Source organism: Alkalibacterium gilvum (assembly GCF_900109085.1).
GTDB classification, from domain to species: domain Bacteria; phylum Bacillota; class Bacilli; order Lactobacillales; family Carnobacteriaceae_A; genus Alkalibacterium; species Alkalibacterium gilvum.
Map to the genome: position 1 here is coordinate 1 of NZ_FNYW01000044.1, position 13,079 is coordinate 13,079.

Annotated in this window: 13 protein-coding genes; 5 read left to right on the forward strand and 8 right to left on the reverse strand. The window is 37.7% G+C overall.

What is annotated here, in order from left to right; translation table 11 throughout:
- On the forward strand, positions 1–291 hold a 291-nt coding region (locus tag BMX83_RS09265; RefSeq protein ID WP_143059524.1), incomplete at its 5' end, for an IS3 family transposase.
- A gap of 78 nt (positions 292–369) precedes the next feature.
- On the opposite strand, the gene BMX83_RS09270 is transcribed toward BMX83_RS09265, so the two are convergent.
- Positions 370–888 carry a GNAT family N-acetyltransferase gene (locus BMX83_RS09270; protein ID WP_091636328.1) on the reverse strand — a complete coding sequence of 173 codons (519 nt, stop codon included), beginning with the start codon at positions 886–888 and terminating at the stop codon, positions 370–372.
- The gene (tsaE, locus tag BMX83_RS09275) at positions 881–1,339 is read right to left on the reverse strand and encodes a tRNA (adenosine(37)-N6)-threonylcarbamoyltransferase complex ATPase subunit type 1 TsaE (protein WP_091636330.1); all 459 of its coding nucleotides are present in this window, start codon (positions 1,337–1,339) and stop codon (positions 881–883) included. The genes BMX83_RS09270 and tsaE overlap by 8 nt, the downstream gene beginning before the upstream one ends.
- Before the next feature lie 159 nt (positions 1,340–1,498).
- Between tsaE and BMX83_RS09280 the strand changes: the two genes are divergently transcribed.
- Both BMX83_RS09280 and BMX83_RS09285 read left to right on the forward strand, forming a co-directional pair.
- Positions 1,499–2,134 (forward strand): MBL fold metallo-hydrolase, encoded by a 636-nt coding sequence (locus tag BMX83_RS09280; RefSeq protein ID WP_218141943.1) that lies wholly within the window; start codon positions 1,499–1,501, stop codon positions 2,132–2,134.
- A gap of 1 nt (position 2,135) precedes the next feature.
- Positions 2,136–3,107, forward strand: coding sequence for an asparaginase (locus BMX83_RS09285; RefSeq protein ID WP_091636336.1), 972 nt, complete (start codon positions 2,136–2,138; stop codon positions 3,105–3,107).
- A 56-nt stretch (positions 3,108–3,163) separates the two neighbouring features.
- On the opposite strand, the gene BMX83_RS09290 is transcribed toward BMX83_RS09285, so the two are convergent.
- The 4 genes from BMX83_RS09290 to BMX83_RS09305 all read right to left on the reverse strand — a co-directional run bounded on the left by BMX83_RS09290 (position 3,164) and on the right by BMX83_RS09305 (position 7,850).
- The gene (locus tag BMX83_RS09290) at positions 3,164–4,612 is read right to left on the reverse strand and encodes a glycoside hydrolase family 32 protein (protein WP_091636338.1); all 1,449 of its coding nucleotides are present in this window, start codon (positions 4,610–4,612) and stop codon (positions 3,164–3,166) included.
- Between the two features lie 15 nt (positions 4,613–4,627).
- Positions 4,628–6,001 (reverse strand): PTS transporter subunit EIIC, encoded by a 1,374-nt coding sequence (locus BMX83_RS09295; protein ID WP_091636341.1) that lies wholly within the window; start codon positions 5,999–6,001, stop codon positions 4,628–4,630.
- A 105-nt stretch (positions 6,002–6,106) separates the two neighbouring features.
- Positions 6,107–7,093, reverse strand: coding sequence for a LacI family DNA-binding transcriptional regulator (locus BMX83_RS09300; RefSeq protein ID WP_091636343.1), 987 nt, complete (start codon positions 7,091–7,093; stop codon positions 6,107–6,109).
- Positions 7,077–7,850, reverse strand: coding sequence for an acyl-[acyl-carrier-protein] thioesterase (locus BMX83_RS09305; RefSeq protein ID WP_091636346.1), 774 nt, complete (start codon positions 7,848–7,850; stop codon positions 7,077–7,079). The genes BMX83_RS09300 and BMX83_RS09305 overlap by 17 nt, the downstream gene beginning before the upstream one ends.
- A gap of 364 nt (positions 7,851–8,214) precedes the next feature.
- Here BMX83_RS09305 and BMX83_RS09310 point away from each other — a divergent pair, with 364 nt between their 5' ends.
- Complete coding sequence (locus BMX83_RS09310) at positions 8,215–9,747, forward strand: AbgT family transporter (protein ID WP_091636349.1); 1,533 nt, start codon at positions 8,215–8,217, stop codon at positions 9,745–9,747.
- A gap of 277 nt (positions 9,748–10,024) precedes the next feature.
- Here BMX83_RS09310 and BMX83_RS09320 read toward each other — a convergent pair whose 3' ends face one another.
- Positions 10,025–11,365, reverse strand: coding sequence for a C1 family peptidase (locus BMX83_RS09320; RefSeq protein ID WP_336622030.1), 1,341 nt, complete (start codon positions 11,363–11,365; stop codon positions 10,025–10,027).
- 187 nt (positions 11,366–11,552) lie between these two features.
- Here BMX83_RS09320 and alr point away from each other — a divergent pair, with 187 nt between their 5' ends.
- Entirely contained in the window at positions 11,553–12,722 is a 1,170-nt protein-coding gene (alr, locus tag BMX83_RS09325; protein WP_091636354.1) for an alanine racemase, read from the forward strand.
- Positions 12,723–12,825: 103 nt separating this feature from the next.
- On the opposite strand, the gene BMX83_RS09330 is transcribed toward alr, so the two are convergent.
- A partial coding sequence (locus BMX83_RS09330; protein WP_143059525.1) for an IS3 family transposase occupies positions 12,826–13,079 on the reverse strand: 254 nt, incomplete at its 5' end.

Genomic DNA, 13,079 nt, shown 5'->3' on the forward strand with positions numbered 1-13,079 from the left:
GGCTGGGCTTATCAAATGCGAGCTTATGGAGAAGAATTAAATGATAATAAGATTTTCCAGAGCATGTCCCGTAAGGGAAATTGTCTCGATAACAGTCCAATGGAAAACTTCTTTAGTATCTTGAAACAAGAAATGTATCACGGACGTATTTATAAAAGTTATGAGGAATTAGAAAAAGCAATAGGCAACTATATTTATTATTACAACAACTATCGAATGAAAGAAAAACTTAATTGGTTAAGTCCGATTGAATACCGTTTATCACCACCTTATTTAAAACAAAGCGCATAAAAAAACAGAGTAGGATTATCTACTCTGTTAAAAAGTCTAACTTTTTGGGGTCACTATAAAAACATCCTAGCCTTTTCTTTATATTAGTTTACTCATAAGGCAAACATTTAATAATTTTTCACCATCTTTAACGCCACGTTCCATAACTGCTTCCAATTTAAAACCTAGCTTTTCATACAAATAGCGTGCTCGACTATTACGCTCTTGGACTTTTAGTTCTAGCCTACTGAGTATGTCCGTATCCTCTGCCCAAAGCAATAGTTCTTCCATCATCAGACTACCTAAGCCCATTCCCCAGTAGTTTTCATTTAAAACTATTCCTACTTCTCCGATATGTGCTACCTTAGGTTCCGTGGAGGCATTTATAGATGCAACACCTATTATTTTATCATTTACTGATGCAACAAACACGACGTTATTTAAAGAATCATATATCAAGTCAAGTTGCTTCATTTCCTCTTCCACACTTAAATGGATTCCTTCTGGACCTAGTGTCATGAAGTCCGTTTGGATGGCTGTTTCATTTAACAACTCAAGAATAGCCTCTGCATCACTTGGAATAGCTTCTCGTAAAATACAATCAACAGCTTCATTCATCTTCCAATCGCCTCACAATATTTTGATACTGTTCACCATATGCTTCTAAAATTAGTTCACGTTTTTCTGGATCATTTAAAACATTTATCTGAATCATCAAATGTTCTTTAGGTAGGTCTTCTTTCATGAATGAACCCCATTCGACTACAGATACACCACTTCCGTAAAAATATTCTTCTAGTCCGAGCTCTTCATCTTCAGAGTGCTCAAGCCTATATAAATCCATGTGATATAGAGGTAAGCGTCCTTCCGTGTATTCTCTAATTAGAGTGTATGTCGGACTTTTTAAAAGCCTTTGTATTCCTAAACCCTCCGCAATTCCTTTTGTAAAAGCTGTTTTACCAGCTCCAAGTTGCCCCTCCAGCAAAATTGTCATAGCCGGTTTTAGGTGAGCAGATATTTTTTTGGCTACCCTCTTTGTTTCTTTTTCATTATTTGTAATTATTTTCATAAAAACCCTTCTTTACTATTAGCTAATCATTATCCTATCATAATTTTTTATTAAATACATCTTTATCTCACCGTTCCTCTCGCATGCTATCTCCTTAATATATCGACAGAATTAAAAATATTAGTTATACTTACCTAAGAAGTAGGAGGTTTTTTTATGATTCACGTTAAACAAATTGAAACAGGAACTATTCAGGAAAATTGTTATATTATTTCCAAAGAAAATGACGCTCTGATAGTAGATCCTGGTAATGACAAAGATAAGATTAAAAATGCTCTTGAGGTATTAGAAACGACACCCTTAGCTATTTTATTGACGCACACGCACTATGATCACATCGGTGCGCTGGAAGATTTGCGGCGTACCTATGATATCCCCGTCTATGTTAGTCTAGCAGAACAGGCATGGTTAGGCTCTCCAGAACATAATCTTTCTACCTATAGTGACCAAGAAATTGTTGCGGAACCTGCTGAATTCACTATAGAACCCCCAGAAAAAATAGTCATTGGCCCGTTCTCATTTAAAGTTGTTCACACACCGGGACATTCCCCTGGTGGAATGAGCTTTATTTTTGAAGAAGGAGACTGTGTTTTTTCAGGAGATGCTCTGTTTAAAGGGAGTATAGGACGGACTGATCTTCCTGGAAGCGAACCAGAAAAGCTTATCCCTGCTGTTAAGGATAAGCTTCTTAGTCTCCCTGGACATTATGTTGTCTATCCAGGGCATCTTGCGTCAACAACGATAGCATATGAGCTACGCACTAATCCTTATTTCAGAAAGGATGCGGTGAGGTAGGATGAAACGCATTTTACTTTTACACACTGGAGGTACCATCTCAATGAGTACTGACCAAAGCACAGGTGCTGTCAAACCGAGCAATGAACACCCACTGCATAAATACAGCCAATTATTTGACGAAAACATTGAAATTATTGAGGAAGATATTTTAGAATTACCTTCCCCACATATCACGCTATTACACATGTTAAGCATTCAAAAGAGGCTGAATACGGCAATTGATGAAGATCATTATGATGGCGCAGTTATTACCCATGGGACAGATACATTGGAAGAAACGGCGTATTTTCTGGACTTGACGCTAGACTCGCCTTTTCCCATTGTTTTAACTGGAGCCATGCGACCTATAGATGAAATTGGTTCGGATGGGGTTCGTAATTTGCAAAGCGCAATCTGGACTGCTCTATCAGAAGAAGCAATCAATAAAGGTATTCTTGTCGTTATGAACGAAGAGATTCATTCCGCACGGTATGTAACAAAAACACATACCACAAATGTTGCAACATTTAGAACACCGACATTTGGTCCAATTGGCATTGTTTCTAAAAGTAATGTACGCTTCTTTCAGAAAATAGTTTTTGAAGAAACCTACCCTATCAATTCTATATCGAAGAAGGTAGCGTTGCTGAAAGCATATACAGGTATGGACAGTATCCTGTTTGAAGCGCTTGTTGAGTCAAATATAGATGGCCTTGTTATTGAAGCGCTTGGCGCTGGCAACATGCCCCCTGAAACATTACCAGGCATAAAAAAACTATTAGATAAAGGTATCCCCATAGTTATCACTTCAAGAGCTTTTAATGGTATCGCTCAAGATATCTATGCTTATAAGGGGGGGGGAAAGCACTTGAAAGGATTGGGTGCTATTTATGCTCCTGGTCTAACTGGAGTGAAAGCACGGATTAAACTGCACGTTTTACTGGAAAATAATATTTCTCTTGAAGACTTAAATGAAATCTTTGAATCTTAAAATACAGGCGATGATAGGGGGCTCCCTTATCATCGCCTGTATTAAAATTGAAAAATTTATTCGTTTGAAAGATTCCATACTTCAAGATTGAACTCAGCTGACCCTTTAAAAATAATCGTATCTTTTATATCTTTTGGATACACCCTTGAACTCATGACATATTCCCCATCGTTTAAAAATATTTCAACAGAGGATGTGTCTGCAATAAGATGAATTTCAGTTAAATCTTTAATTTCTATCGAACGTTCGGATCTCCCATAGCCAGAAGGTCCATGCACGAGAGTAAACACATGATTATCGTAAGACAACACTGTGTCTTCTTTCAAATGGATGCTAAATTGATTAGTCTCTTTTTCCAAATTGATACGTAATTCAAATGTATGGGGGTTTATCCCCTCTATTGTATACTCTCTATCTAAAATCACTTTTTCTTCAATTTTATCAGACCTTAACACTTGATACTCCGACAGCGGTCGTTGTATAAGTTTACCATTTTCAACAGATATTTCTCTTGGTAAGGTCATAGCATGTTGCCAGCCTCTAGCAATAGTCGGGTTCGTATACTCAGGCTTGGTATCTCCAAGTCCCATCCATCCCCACAAAATACGCCTACCGAATTTGTCTTCAAATGTTTGTGGTGCATAAAAATCAAAACCACGATCCAATTCTTTGAAAACAGACTGTGGATTAAACTGAGTAGTTTTCCAGTCTGCCTTCCCAAGATAATAGCCTGCATTGTGAGTGTTTTGAAACTCATATAAGGTTGGTTTTAATCCCTGAGGAGAAAAAATGAGAACATCCTGTTCGTCAGTTTCAAAAAAATCAGGACATTCGAACATATAACCCATCTCTTTTTCCCTTTCAAAAAATACGCCTTTATACTGCCAATTATACAGGTCACTTGATGTATAGAGAAGTATTTTCCCATGATGATCCAATGCGCGTGACCCTAAAACCATATAATAAACATTGTCTTTTTCAAATATTTTCGGGTCCCGAATGTGATCAGTAAATCCTTCTGGGTAATCTTCATGAGCGATAACAACTTCCTCAAAATCTATAGTGAAGCCATCCTTACTCACGATATGAATCGTATTTTGCTCACGACCGTTGAAAATGTAATCATAGTCTCCGTCTTTTTTTACATTCCCAGTATAAAAGAAATGGATTTCATCGTCTTTTACAAAAGCGCTACCTGAGTATGCTCCATTTCTATTATAATCTTTATCTGGTGAGATAAAGATTTCCTCTTCTTTAAAATGGACCATATCTGCACTCGTTTTATGCCCCCAATGTACAAGCCCCCCCTCAGGATTGTCAGGAACATACTGATGATAGAGGTGATATACGCCCTTAAAGTGTACGACACCGTTCGGATCATTTAGCCAACCCGTCTCAGGCATCTGATGGAAAGCCAATCTCCATGGGTCTTTCTCAACTTTAGAACGTAACTTAGACTGAATTTGTGCTAAGTTATTCCAATAAGTCATATTTAAACTATTCATTCTTATGTCGACTCCTTATTTAAAACTCTCACGTATCTTACTTCCTTGAATTCTTACCAAGACAAAACCGACGGCAAATGAAATCAGTATAACAGCTATATATTGAATCAAGGCAGTCATATCACCTGTGTAAAGGAGTAAACCTGGAACAAATGTAATGCCCATACCAGTAGAAGTCAAGTTAAGAAGATAAACTACAAAACCACCGATAGCACCGGCAGCCATTCCAGATCCAAAAACTCGCATGGCCCTTAAATTAACACCAAACAATAGAGGTTCTGTAATGCCAAATAAAGTAGGGACTGCTGAGCTGATTGCATTTGATTTCTTAACTTTATCTTTAAATAAAAATGCGGCACTAATTGCGGCACCAAACTGACCGGCCATACTAACAGTCGTCAGTGTCTGAATCACATTTTCACCAGTACTATTTAATAAGCCAATTTCTACGATACCAATTGAGTGATGAAGTCCAGTAATAACAATAAGCTGCTGAACAGCACCAAATATAATGTAGCCAATCCCTAGTGGCGCTTCAATTAAGTAAACTAAGCTATTAATGACTGTTGTTTCAACAACTTGCAGAACCGGACCTAAAGCAAAGAGCATAACGGCCAGTGTAATCGTAATCGTCAGAAAAGGTGTAACAATCAAGTCCATGATTTGGGGAACAAATTTCCTAAACCAGACTTCTAACCTTGATACCATCCATCCTACAATAATAGCCGGAAAAATAGAACCCTGGTAACCAATAATATCTAAACCAAAAATAGTAAGTGGTTCTGCTGTTCCACCGGCTACATCCCAGGCATTTGGCAGTTGTGGAGAGACGAGCATCAAGCCGACCACGATACCCAAAATCGGATTTCCTCCAAATTTTCGCGTTGCACTATAAGCGATGAGAACTGGAAGGAATGCAAACGCTGTATCCGTTAACATCTGGAACAATGCAAATGTATTCTCATCTAATGTCATACCTAGTTCAATTAATAATCCTCTGATCCCCATTAGTAATCCTGTCGTTACTAATGCTGGGATGAGAGGGACAAGAATATCTGCCAGTACGCGGACAACGCGTTGAACAGGGTTTAAGTTTTTATAGACATCTTCTTTGAAATTACCAGAATTATCATCACTTGTGTCTCCCATCACTTGCTGTAACTCACTATATACTGCATTGACTTTACCTGTACCATATATAAACTGATGCTGACCAGTATTATAAAAATACCCTCTCGACTCCGGTATATTTTCAGCTTTTTCCTTATCCAATTTACTGTCATCTTTCAATATAATGCGAAGTCGTGTAGCACAATGCTCAAAGTTTTTGATGTTATCTTTACCACCAATAGCATCAAATAATGCATCAATCGATTTTTGGTATTTCATTTTTTTCTTCCTTTCTTTTATCAAATTAGTATTTGTTCCTATTTTGGAACCGGTTCTATTTTAGTATAAAAGAATCCGCTTTCTTTGTAAACCCTTTTATTATCTTTATTTTATTTTCTTAGTTGTTTCTCTTATAATCAGCTGATTACTCAATTGTAATTGGTCCAAAATAGCTTCTTTTAAAATCATTTTATTGAGCGTCTCTAAAGCTAGCGTTCCGCTTTCAATATACTTATACTTAACGGTCGTTAATGCAGGAGTAACAAAGGATAACAGATCGTAACCACCATATCCGGCAACCGACGCTTTCTCAGGTACTTTAACATCAAGAGCATGAGCGGCTTTTATTATAGCGATAGCAATCGAGTCTGTGGCACCAACAATAAATGTTATATTTTTATTTTTTTCCAGATGTAAAAGTGCCGTTTCGTATGCCTCTCGCATAATAAACGAAGTCTCGATGACTTTCACTTTTACCTGCTTGTTTTTATCAGTTTCTTCAATAAAACCTTGAAGTCGGTCCTGTCCAACTGCTTTATCTTCTTTTGACACTGTAAAGTAAAGTATGTTTTCGTGTCCAAGTTTCAATGCATGTTTTGCTACCTGACTGCCTGCATCAAAATCATCGTGTACAATCGTTGGGATCCCTTCCACATTCTGACCAATCACAAGGAAGGGCAACTTGACATCAGTGATGGCCTTTCTATGTTCAAGCGTTATTTCTTTTGCCAATAAGATAATACCATCGACTTTCTGCTTAGCCAGCGAGTATATATAATCGATTTCACGTTGATTATCCTGGTTCGCATTTGTAATGATCAGCTGGTATCCCATCTCATGGGCTTTAGCGTCAATACCTGACAATACTTCGTTAGTGGATGGTGAATCAAGCCGTGGAATGATTACCCCAACCATATTCGTTTTTTGTGCTTTTAAGCTTCTTGCAAAAGTATTTGGCTTGTATCCCCTTTTTTTTACAATTTCATCTATTTTTTTTTGGGTTTTTGTGCTGACTGATCCATTATTTAAGTAACGGGACACGGTACTCTTTGCCACTCCCGCTTCTTTAGCAATATCATTGATCGTTACCATTATTAAACTCCTTTATAATATTTTCAGTCCATTTAAACGTAGCCTTGGCATGACTAATCCCATCTACATCAATACGATGATCCGTTTGTATCTTATCATCTATTCGCTTACTTACTCTACTCGTCACTTCATTTCCTTCTTTCACTTCCTTATCGAAGGTAATAATTCCATGATTGATTTCATGCGTTGTCAAAAATGTCGGACTCAAACAGTCTAACAGCCATTCAATATATTTGGAGTTGTTCACATGCTGATTTGTATCGATATCAAAATAGCGCACAGTATAATTTTTTTCACTCATTTGTTCTCTATCGATTTCATGAGGTTTAATCTCTCGGCGGATACGTTTGGAAAAAAGTGCTTCATAGGGTTCAACCACTACTGCTGGTATACGTACTATTTTTCTCGATTTATAATCCATCAGTGCAAAAGTCGCTTTAACTTCAATCAGTGGATTATTTTTATCATCCCTTACAATGAAAGTACGATATGTAAAAAGCTTATTGTATTCCGTAGCAAACGTTTCGATTTCAATTTCCTCTTTAGCCTCTGGCATACGTTTAATATCAAATTCGTACCTAAGAATAATCCAACTAATCCCTCGTTCGTTCATGTAAGTTTCTTCTCTACCTAAACCAGCAGAATGATTTTCTGACACTTCAATTAAAAGATTGACTAGCATAGACAAAGTCAATTGATGATTACGATCACACAAATAATAAGGGATCGCTTGTGTTTGTTTATAATGATGATTCATCGTCACTTCTCCTCTTCATTTATTCATTCGGATTAAAATCCATCTTACTTTGTACTGTTTAATAGATTATAAAAGGAATAGAAACCTTTTACAATTTTTATAAATAATTTAATCTCACTTTTTTTCAATCCCCCTTCCTCTTTTGCTCTTTGTATAGATGAAACGACAATTTTTTTAAAATAATCAGTTATATTCTATTGTAATCTAACTGTATTTTGTATTAAAATATGGATTGTGATACTATTTAGAATAGAGCTATTTTTTAATCTTGTTTATGATTCTCTCATTTAAATTATTTATTTGTTGCACATAATTTTAAGATTGGGACTTACTTCTATTTAAACTTTCAAGGAGGAAATTTTTAATGAATGAATCTGAAAAGAGAAACAAAGGGTTTCTCGGTTTTATCGAGCGTATCGGTAATTCTTTACCGCATCCCGTTATTATATTTGTTATCTTAGCTCTAGCTATTATCGTCATTTCTGATTTGGCTGCTCGTTTTGGCGCTCCAGTTGAGTACTTTAATGCAACCGAAGGTGATTACGTCACTGTCGAGGCTGTCTCATTGTTAACTGGCAAAGGGCTTTCGCACATTTTCAACAGTGCTGTTGATAACTTCACAGGCTTTGCGCCACTGGGTACTGTACTTGTGGCTATGCTTGGTGTCGGTGTAGCTGAATGGTCTGGCTTAATATCCAGCACACTGAAAAAGTTACTTAGAAACGTACCGACAAGTCTTTTGACAGCTTCTGTTGTCTTTGCCGGTATAATTTCTAATATCGCTTCTGATGCCGGATATGTCGTCGTTATACCCCTTGGTGCCATTATCTTTGCCGGCGCTGGACGTCACCCTATTGCAGGACTGGCCGCAGCCTTTGCTGGTGTTTCGGCAGGCTTTTCAGCCAATTTGATTTTCGGCCCAACGGATGCTCTATTGGTAGGAATTACCAACGAAGCACTCTCTTCCGGTGGTATTGACTATGACGTTGCTGTCACAGCGAACTGGTACTTCATGATTGTTTCTACTTTCGTATTGACTATCGTAGGAGCTTTCGTCACTGAAAGGATCGTCGAACCACGGCTAGGCGAATATAACGGAAGCTACAAACCGGACGACGAGCCAATTACAGCTACCGAAAACAAAGGAATGCGTAATGCTTTAATAGCCTTACTTGTCTTCCTTGGTATTATGGCCTTCCTTATGATTCCAGAAAATGGTGTTTTAAGAACACTGAACGAAGAGACAGGCAACATGACACTTGATAACTTCTTAAGAAATGGTTTATTGTTTATGATTTTACTTCTCTTTGCTATTCCAGGATATTTTTATGGAAGAACAACCGGTAAAATTAAAACGTCTCATGACTTAGTAAAAGGTATGTCCGAGTCTATGGCTTCAATGGGTGGTTATTTAGTCTTAGCTTTCTTTGCCGCTCAATTTATCAACTACTTCTCTTATACGAATTTAGGTTTGATACTAGCAGTCAATGGAGCTGATTTCTTAAAGACTATCGGATTTGTGGGCTTACCGCTTATTCTTGCATTTATTCTCGTTACAGCCTTCATCAATCTATTTATTGGATCAGCTTCAGCTAAGTGGGCCATTATGGCACCTGTTTTTGCGCCAATGCTTTTTGAAGTCAACATTGCTCCAGAGATGACACTAATGGCTTACCGTATTGCTGATTCTTCTACAAACATCATCTCTCCATTGATGAGCTACTTTGCAATGGTTCTTGTGTTTGCTCAGCGTTACGATGAGAAGAGTGGACTAGGTACCATCATTTCAACAATGTTGTCTTATAGTATTGCGTTCTTGATCACTTGGTCGATATTATTGATGATATGGTTTGCTCTTGGCTTACCACTAGGTCCAGGTGCACAAATCGTTTTATAAAAAACTATCAACAAAGAGGAGGCTAGGACAAATACGTCCTAGCCTCCTCTTTGTTATTTCCTCTGAAGTGGTAATATATCCTTCTCCATCACATCTTTCAAGTCGGACCGTACCGTTTTCCAGTACCTGAGTCTCTTCACCGGTTGGTCTACTTTTTCTCGATAAGCCTCATAATCGGACGTTTGTTTGAGTTCGTTTTCGCCCCGTTGCTTATCACGGTTCTGTGTTTTGCATTTAGAGTTTAACTGAGTTATCTTACTCATTTCATTTTTAAATCTTATTTTAACCGAGCTAGAGCGCCCATTGGATCCCACGGTTCCAATTCAATGACGGGTTCTTCCAAGGATTTTAACCATTTCGTTTCAATAAATGTACGTTTAACAGCGACTTGATAGGTATATTCGTCAAACCATTTATCAGACATGGAGTAAATGCCTTTATCGCCAGACTTATCACCCCAGCTGTTTTCTACTTTCCACTTGATTGGGTTTCCTTTTTCATCCAAGTCCACACCGACTAAAACCATCGCATGCGTGAGTAAACTTTCTCCATAGTCCAGGCGCTGTGCTTTAGTCAATTCGACTGACTCTCCTAAAGTCGCCTCGTAATCGTAGGTTCTATCATCCATAATTCCCGATTCACGGTCGAGCATTTTGCCAACATCACAACCAAACCATACGGGTTCTCCCTCTTTAATGGACTGAACGGCAGCGTTTTTTAAAGCGTCGATCGGTGCATTGACATACTTTACCGGTTGCGCTTCTTTGATTGTTCCCAAGTATTTAACTGTATAAGCTTTTCCAAAGGGCTTATCTTCCGTCGGAGCGTTGATAAGACTGACGCGTTCTTCTAAATCCCATGCCACATACTTTTTGAAAAATTCTCGTGGAGTGATTTCGCTGATGCGATGAAACTCCTTATCTTTGTCACGGTACTCGTAGGTGAAAGTTTCTGGAATCTCACCCAATGTTTTAACCAGTAAGGAATAAACAAAATAAAGATACGCTTCTTTTTGTTCTATTAATTGATTGGTTGTTTTTCCCTCTTTATAACTTCCTCGAATTTTCGCAGCAAAGTCTCTTAATTTTGCGGTCAACAACTGATTCAGTTCGTTTGTATTCGAAGAGTGATACGTTTCTGGCATGGCTGCTTTTGGGACAGCTCCATATTTTTTTAGGATTCCAGAGAACATATCCCACTGCCCGCCGTCTTGAACGGGATCCATTAGTAAGTACTGGACAAGACGAGAGTTTAACGGCTCATCTACCGTTTCAATGATACTATCCAAGAAGTAGTTGGATTTTTCCAGTTTATCCCAGAACAAGGTGTAGTTTTGTGAAAATTCAAATGTTTCTACATTCAATTTCTCCATGGTATCTACTCTCGCTGCATTCAAAGCCGCAAACATCCAGCAGCGTCCACTGGATTTTTGATTCGTGATGGCACCTTTCTTTGTTTCATCTGAAAAGACAAAATTATGGCGTCGGGTCACGTTGTTGTCTAGTGAAGACTTATTGATTCCCACTTTAGCGATGGCATTCTGAACGGCTCTATTGGTTTCATCACCGTTATATTTATCTTTAAACTGATCTAATGATTCTTTCGTAATTTTCATCATAGTGACATCTCCTTCATGACTCTTATTTTATATAAAATGAGAGATAATGACAAGGTGTCATTCTTTCCAACAAAAAACTTTGACACATTCTTAATTTCTTTATTTAAATTTTTAAAAAGCAAATCGTTTCTTCATTGTTCTCGCTTTTTCATGTTAAAATAAGAAAGAACTGAAAGGAGAACTGATTATGCGTTACGGTAGTTACCGTCATACACATGCAACGATTGATTTAGATAAACTTACTGAAAATTATAATCAAATGAAAGATAAATTATCTCCACATACAAAATTTATGGGTGTTATTAAGGCAGATGCCTATGGACATGGTGCTGTCGAAGTTGCTAGACATTTAGAAAAACAAAATGTTGACTTTCTGGCAGTGGCCATACTAGATGAAGCCATGGAGCTTAGAAATGCCGGAATAATAAGTCCTATTTTACTTTTAAGTCCCATTGAGCCAGATACAATTCCAACAGCAATCGAAAATGATATATCCATGACTGTTTTTACTGATGATATTGCCGAAAAGATCAAACATTCTGCTGAAGTACTGAATAAAAAAGCTAACATTCATTTAAAAGTCGATTCTGGTATGACTAGAGTCGGTGTTCGCTCACGAGACGAGGCACTTAACTTATGTCGCGCGATGACCTCTCCGTGGATAAACTTCGAAGGTATTTTCACTCATTTTGCTGAAGCAGAAAATACAGAGGATCCTACTTTTACAAAACATCAATTCGATTTTTTCATTGATATCGTTCATTTTTTAAAACAAGAAAACATCTATTTCCAATTGACTCACTGCAGTAATACTGCAGCTGCACTTTTATATCCAGAGTACCATTTGGATATGATACGGACAGGCATTTCACTCTATGGGTATCATCCAGACAAGTCGCTGGAGAATGAGATCACGCTTCAGCCTGTCATGAAGGTCTCTACCCACGCCGCCTACATTAAGCGTATCGAAAAAGGAACAACCATCGGTTATGGACGCACTTTTACAGCACCAGAAGAAAAAACGATCGCGACGATCCTTTTAGGTTATGCTGATGGTATTCCTAGAGAATTATCAAACCGCTGGCACCTATCAACTGGCACACAAAAAGCGCCTATCGTCGGACGCTTATGCATGGATCAGCTAATGGTCGACGTGAGCGGTCTTCAAAAATTTGATGAAGATACTGACCTTGTCTTTATTGGGGATCCCAACGAAGGGTATCCAAGCGCTCATGATATAGCTGACATCACAGAACGATTCCATTACGAAATTCTTTGTGGGATCGGGAAACGTATCCCTCGTGTTTATGTAAAAAATGGTGCTATAGAAGCTAAATCCAATGCTCTTCTAGATTAAACGCGTTATTAAATAAAAGCTAAATCAAAGAAGCCCAGACCTGGTTATAGTGACCCCAAAAAGTTAGACTTTTTAACAGAGTAGATAATCCTACTCTGTTTTTTTATGCGCTTTGTTTTAAATAAGGTGGTGATAAACGGTATTCAATCGGACTTAACCAATTAAGTTTTTCTTTCATTCGATAGTTGTTGTAATAATAAATATAGTTGCCTATTGCTTTTTCTAATTCCTCATAACTTTTATAAATACGTCCGTGATACATTTCTTGTTTCAAGATACTAAAGAAGTTTTCCATTGGACTGTTATCTAGACAATTTCCCTTACGGGACATGCTCTGGAAAATCTTATTATCATTTA

What these genes read in the sequence shown, in the direction of transcription:
- BMX83_RS09300 (WP_091636343.1), bottom strand. Translation starts at nt 7,093, where the DNA reads ATGGTAACGATCAATGATATTGCTAAAGAAGCGGGAGTGGCAAAGAGT.
- BMX83_RS09320 (WP_336622030.1), bottom strand. Translation starts at nt 11,365, where the DNA reads ATGATGAAAATTACGAAAGAATCATTAGATCAGTTTAAAGATAAATAT.
- BMX83_RS09285 (WP_091636336.1), top strand. Translation starts at nt 2,136, where the DNA reads ATGAAACGCATTTTACTTTTACACACTGGAGGTACCATCTCAATGAGT.
- BMX83_RS09305 (WP_091636346.1), bottom strand. Translation starts at nt 7,850, where the DNA reads ATGAATCATCATTATAAACAAACACAAGCGATCCCTTATTATTTGTGT.
- BMX83_RS09295 (WP_091636341.1), bottom strand. Translation starts at nt 6,001, where the DNA reads ATGAAATACCAAAAATCGATTGATGCATTATTTGATGCTATTGGTGGT.
- alr (WP_091636354.1), top strand. Translation starts at nt 11,553, where the DNA reads ATGCGTTACGGTAGTTACCGTCATACACATGCAACGATTGATTTAGAT.
- BMX83_RS09270 (WP_091636328.1), bottom strand. Translation starts at nt 888, where the DNA reads ATGAATGAAGCTGTTGATTGTATTTTACGAGAAGCTATTCCAAGTGAT.
- BMX83_RS09310 (WP_091636349.1), top strand. Translation starts at nt 8,215, where the DNA reads ATGAATGAATCTGAAAAGAGAAACAAAGGGTTTCTCGGTTTTATCGAG.
- BMX83_RS09290 (WP_091636338.1), bottom strand. Translation starts at nt 4,612, where the DNA reads ATGAATAGTTTAAATATGACTTATTGGAATAACTTAGCACAAATTCAG.
- tsaE (WP_091636330.1), bottom strand. Translation starts at nt 1,339, where the DNA reads ATGAAAATAATTACAAATAATGAAAAAGAAACAAAGAGGGTAGCCAAA.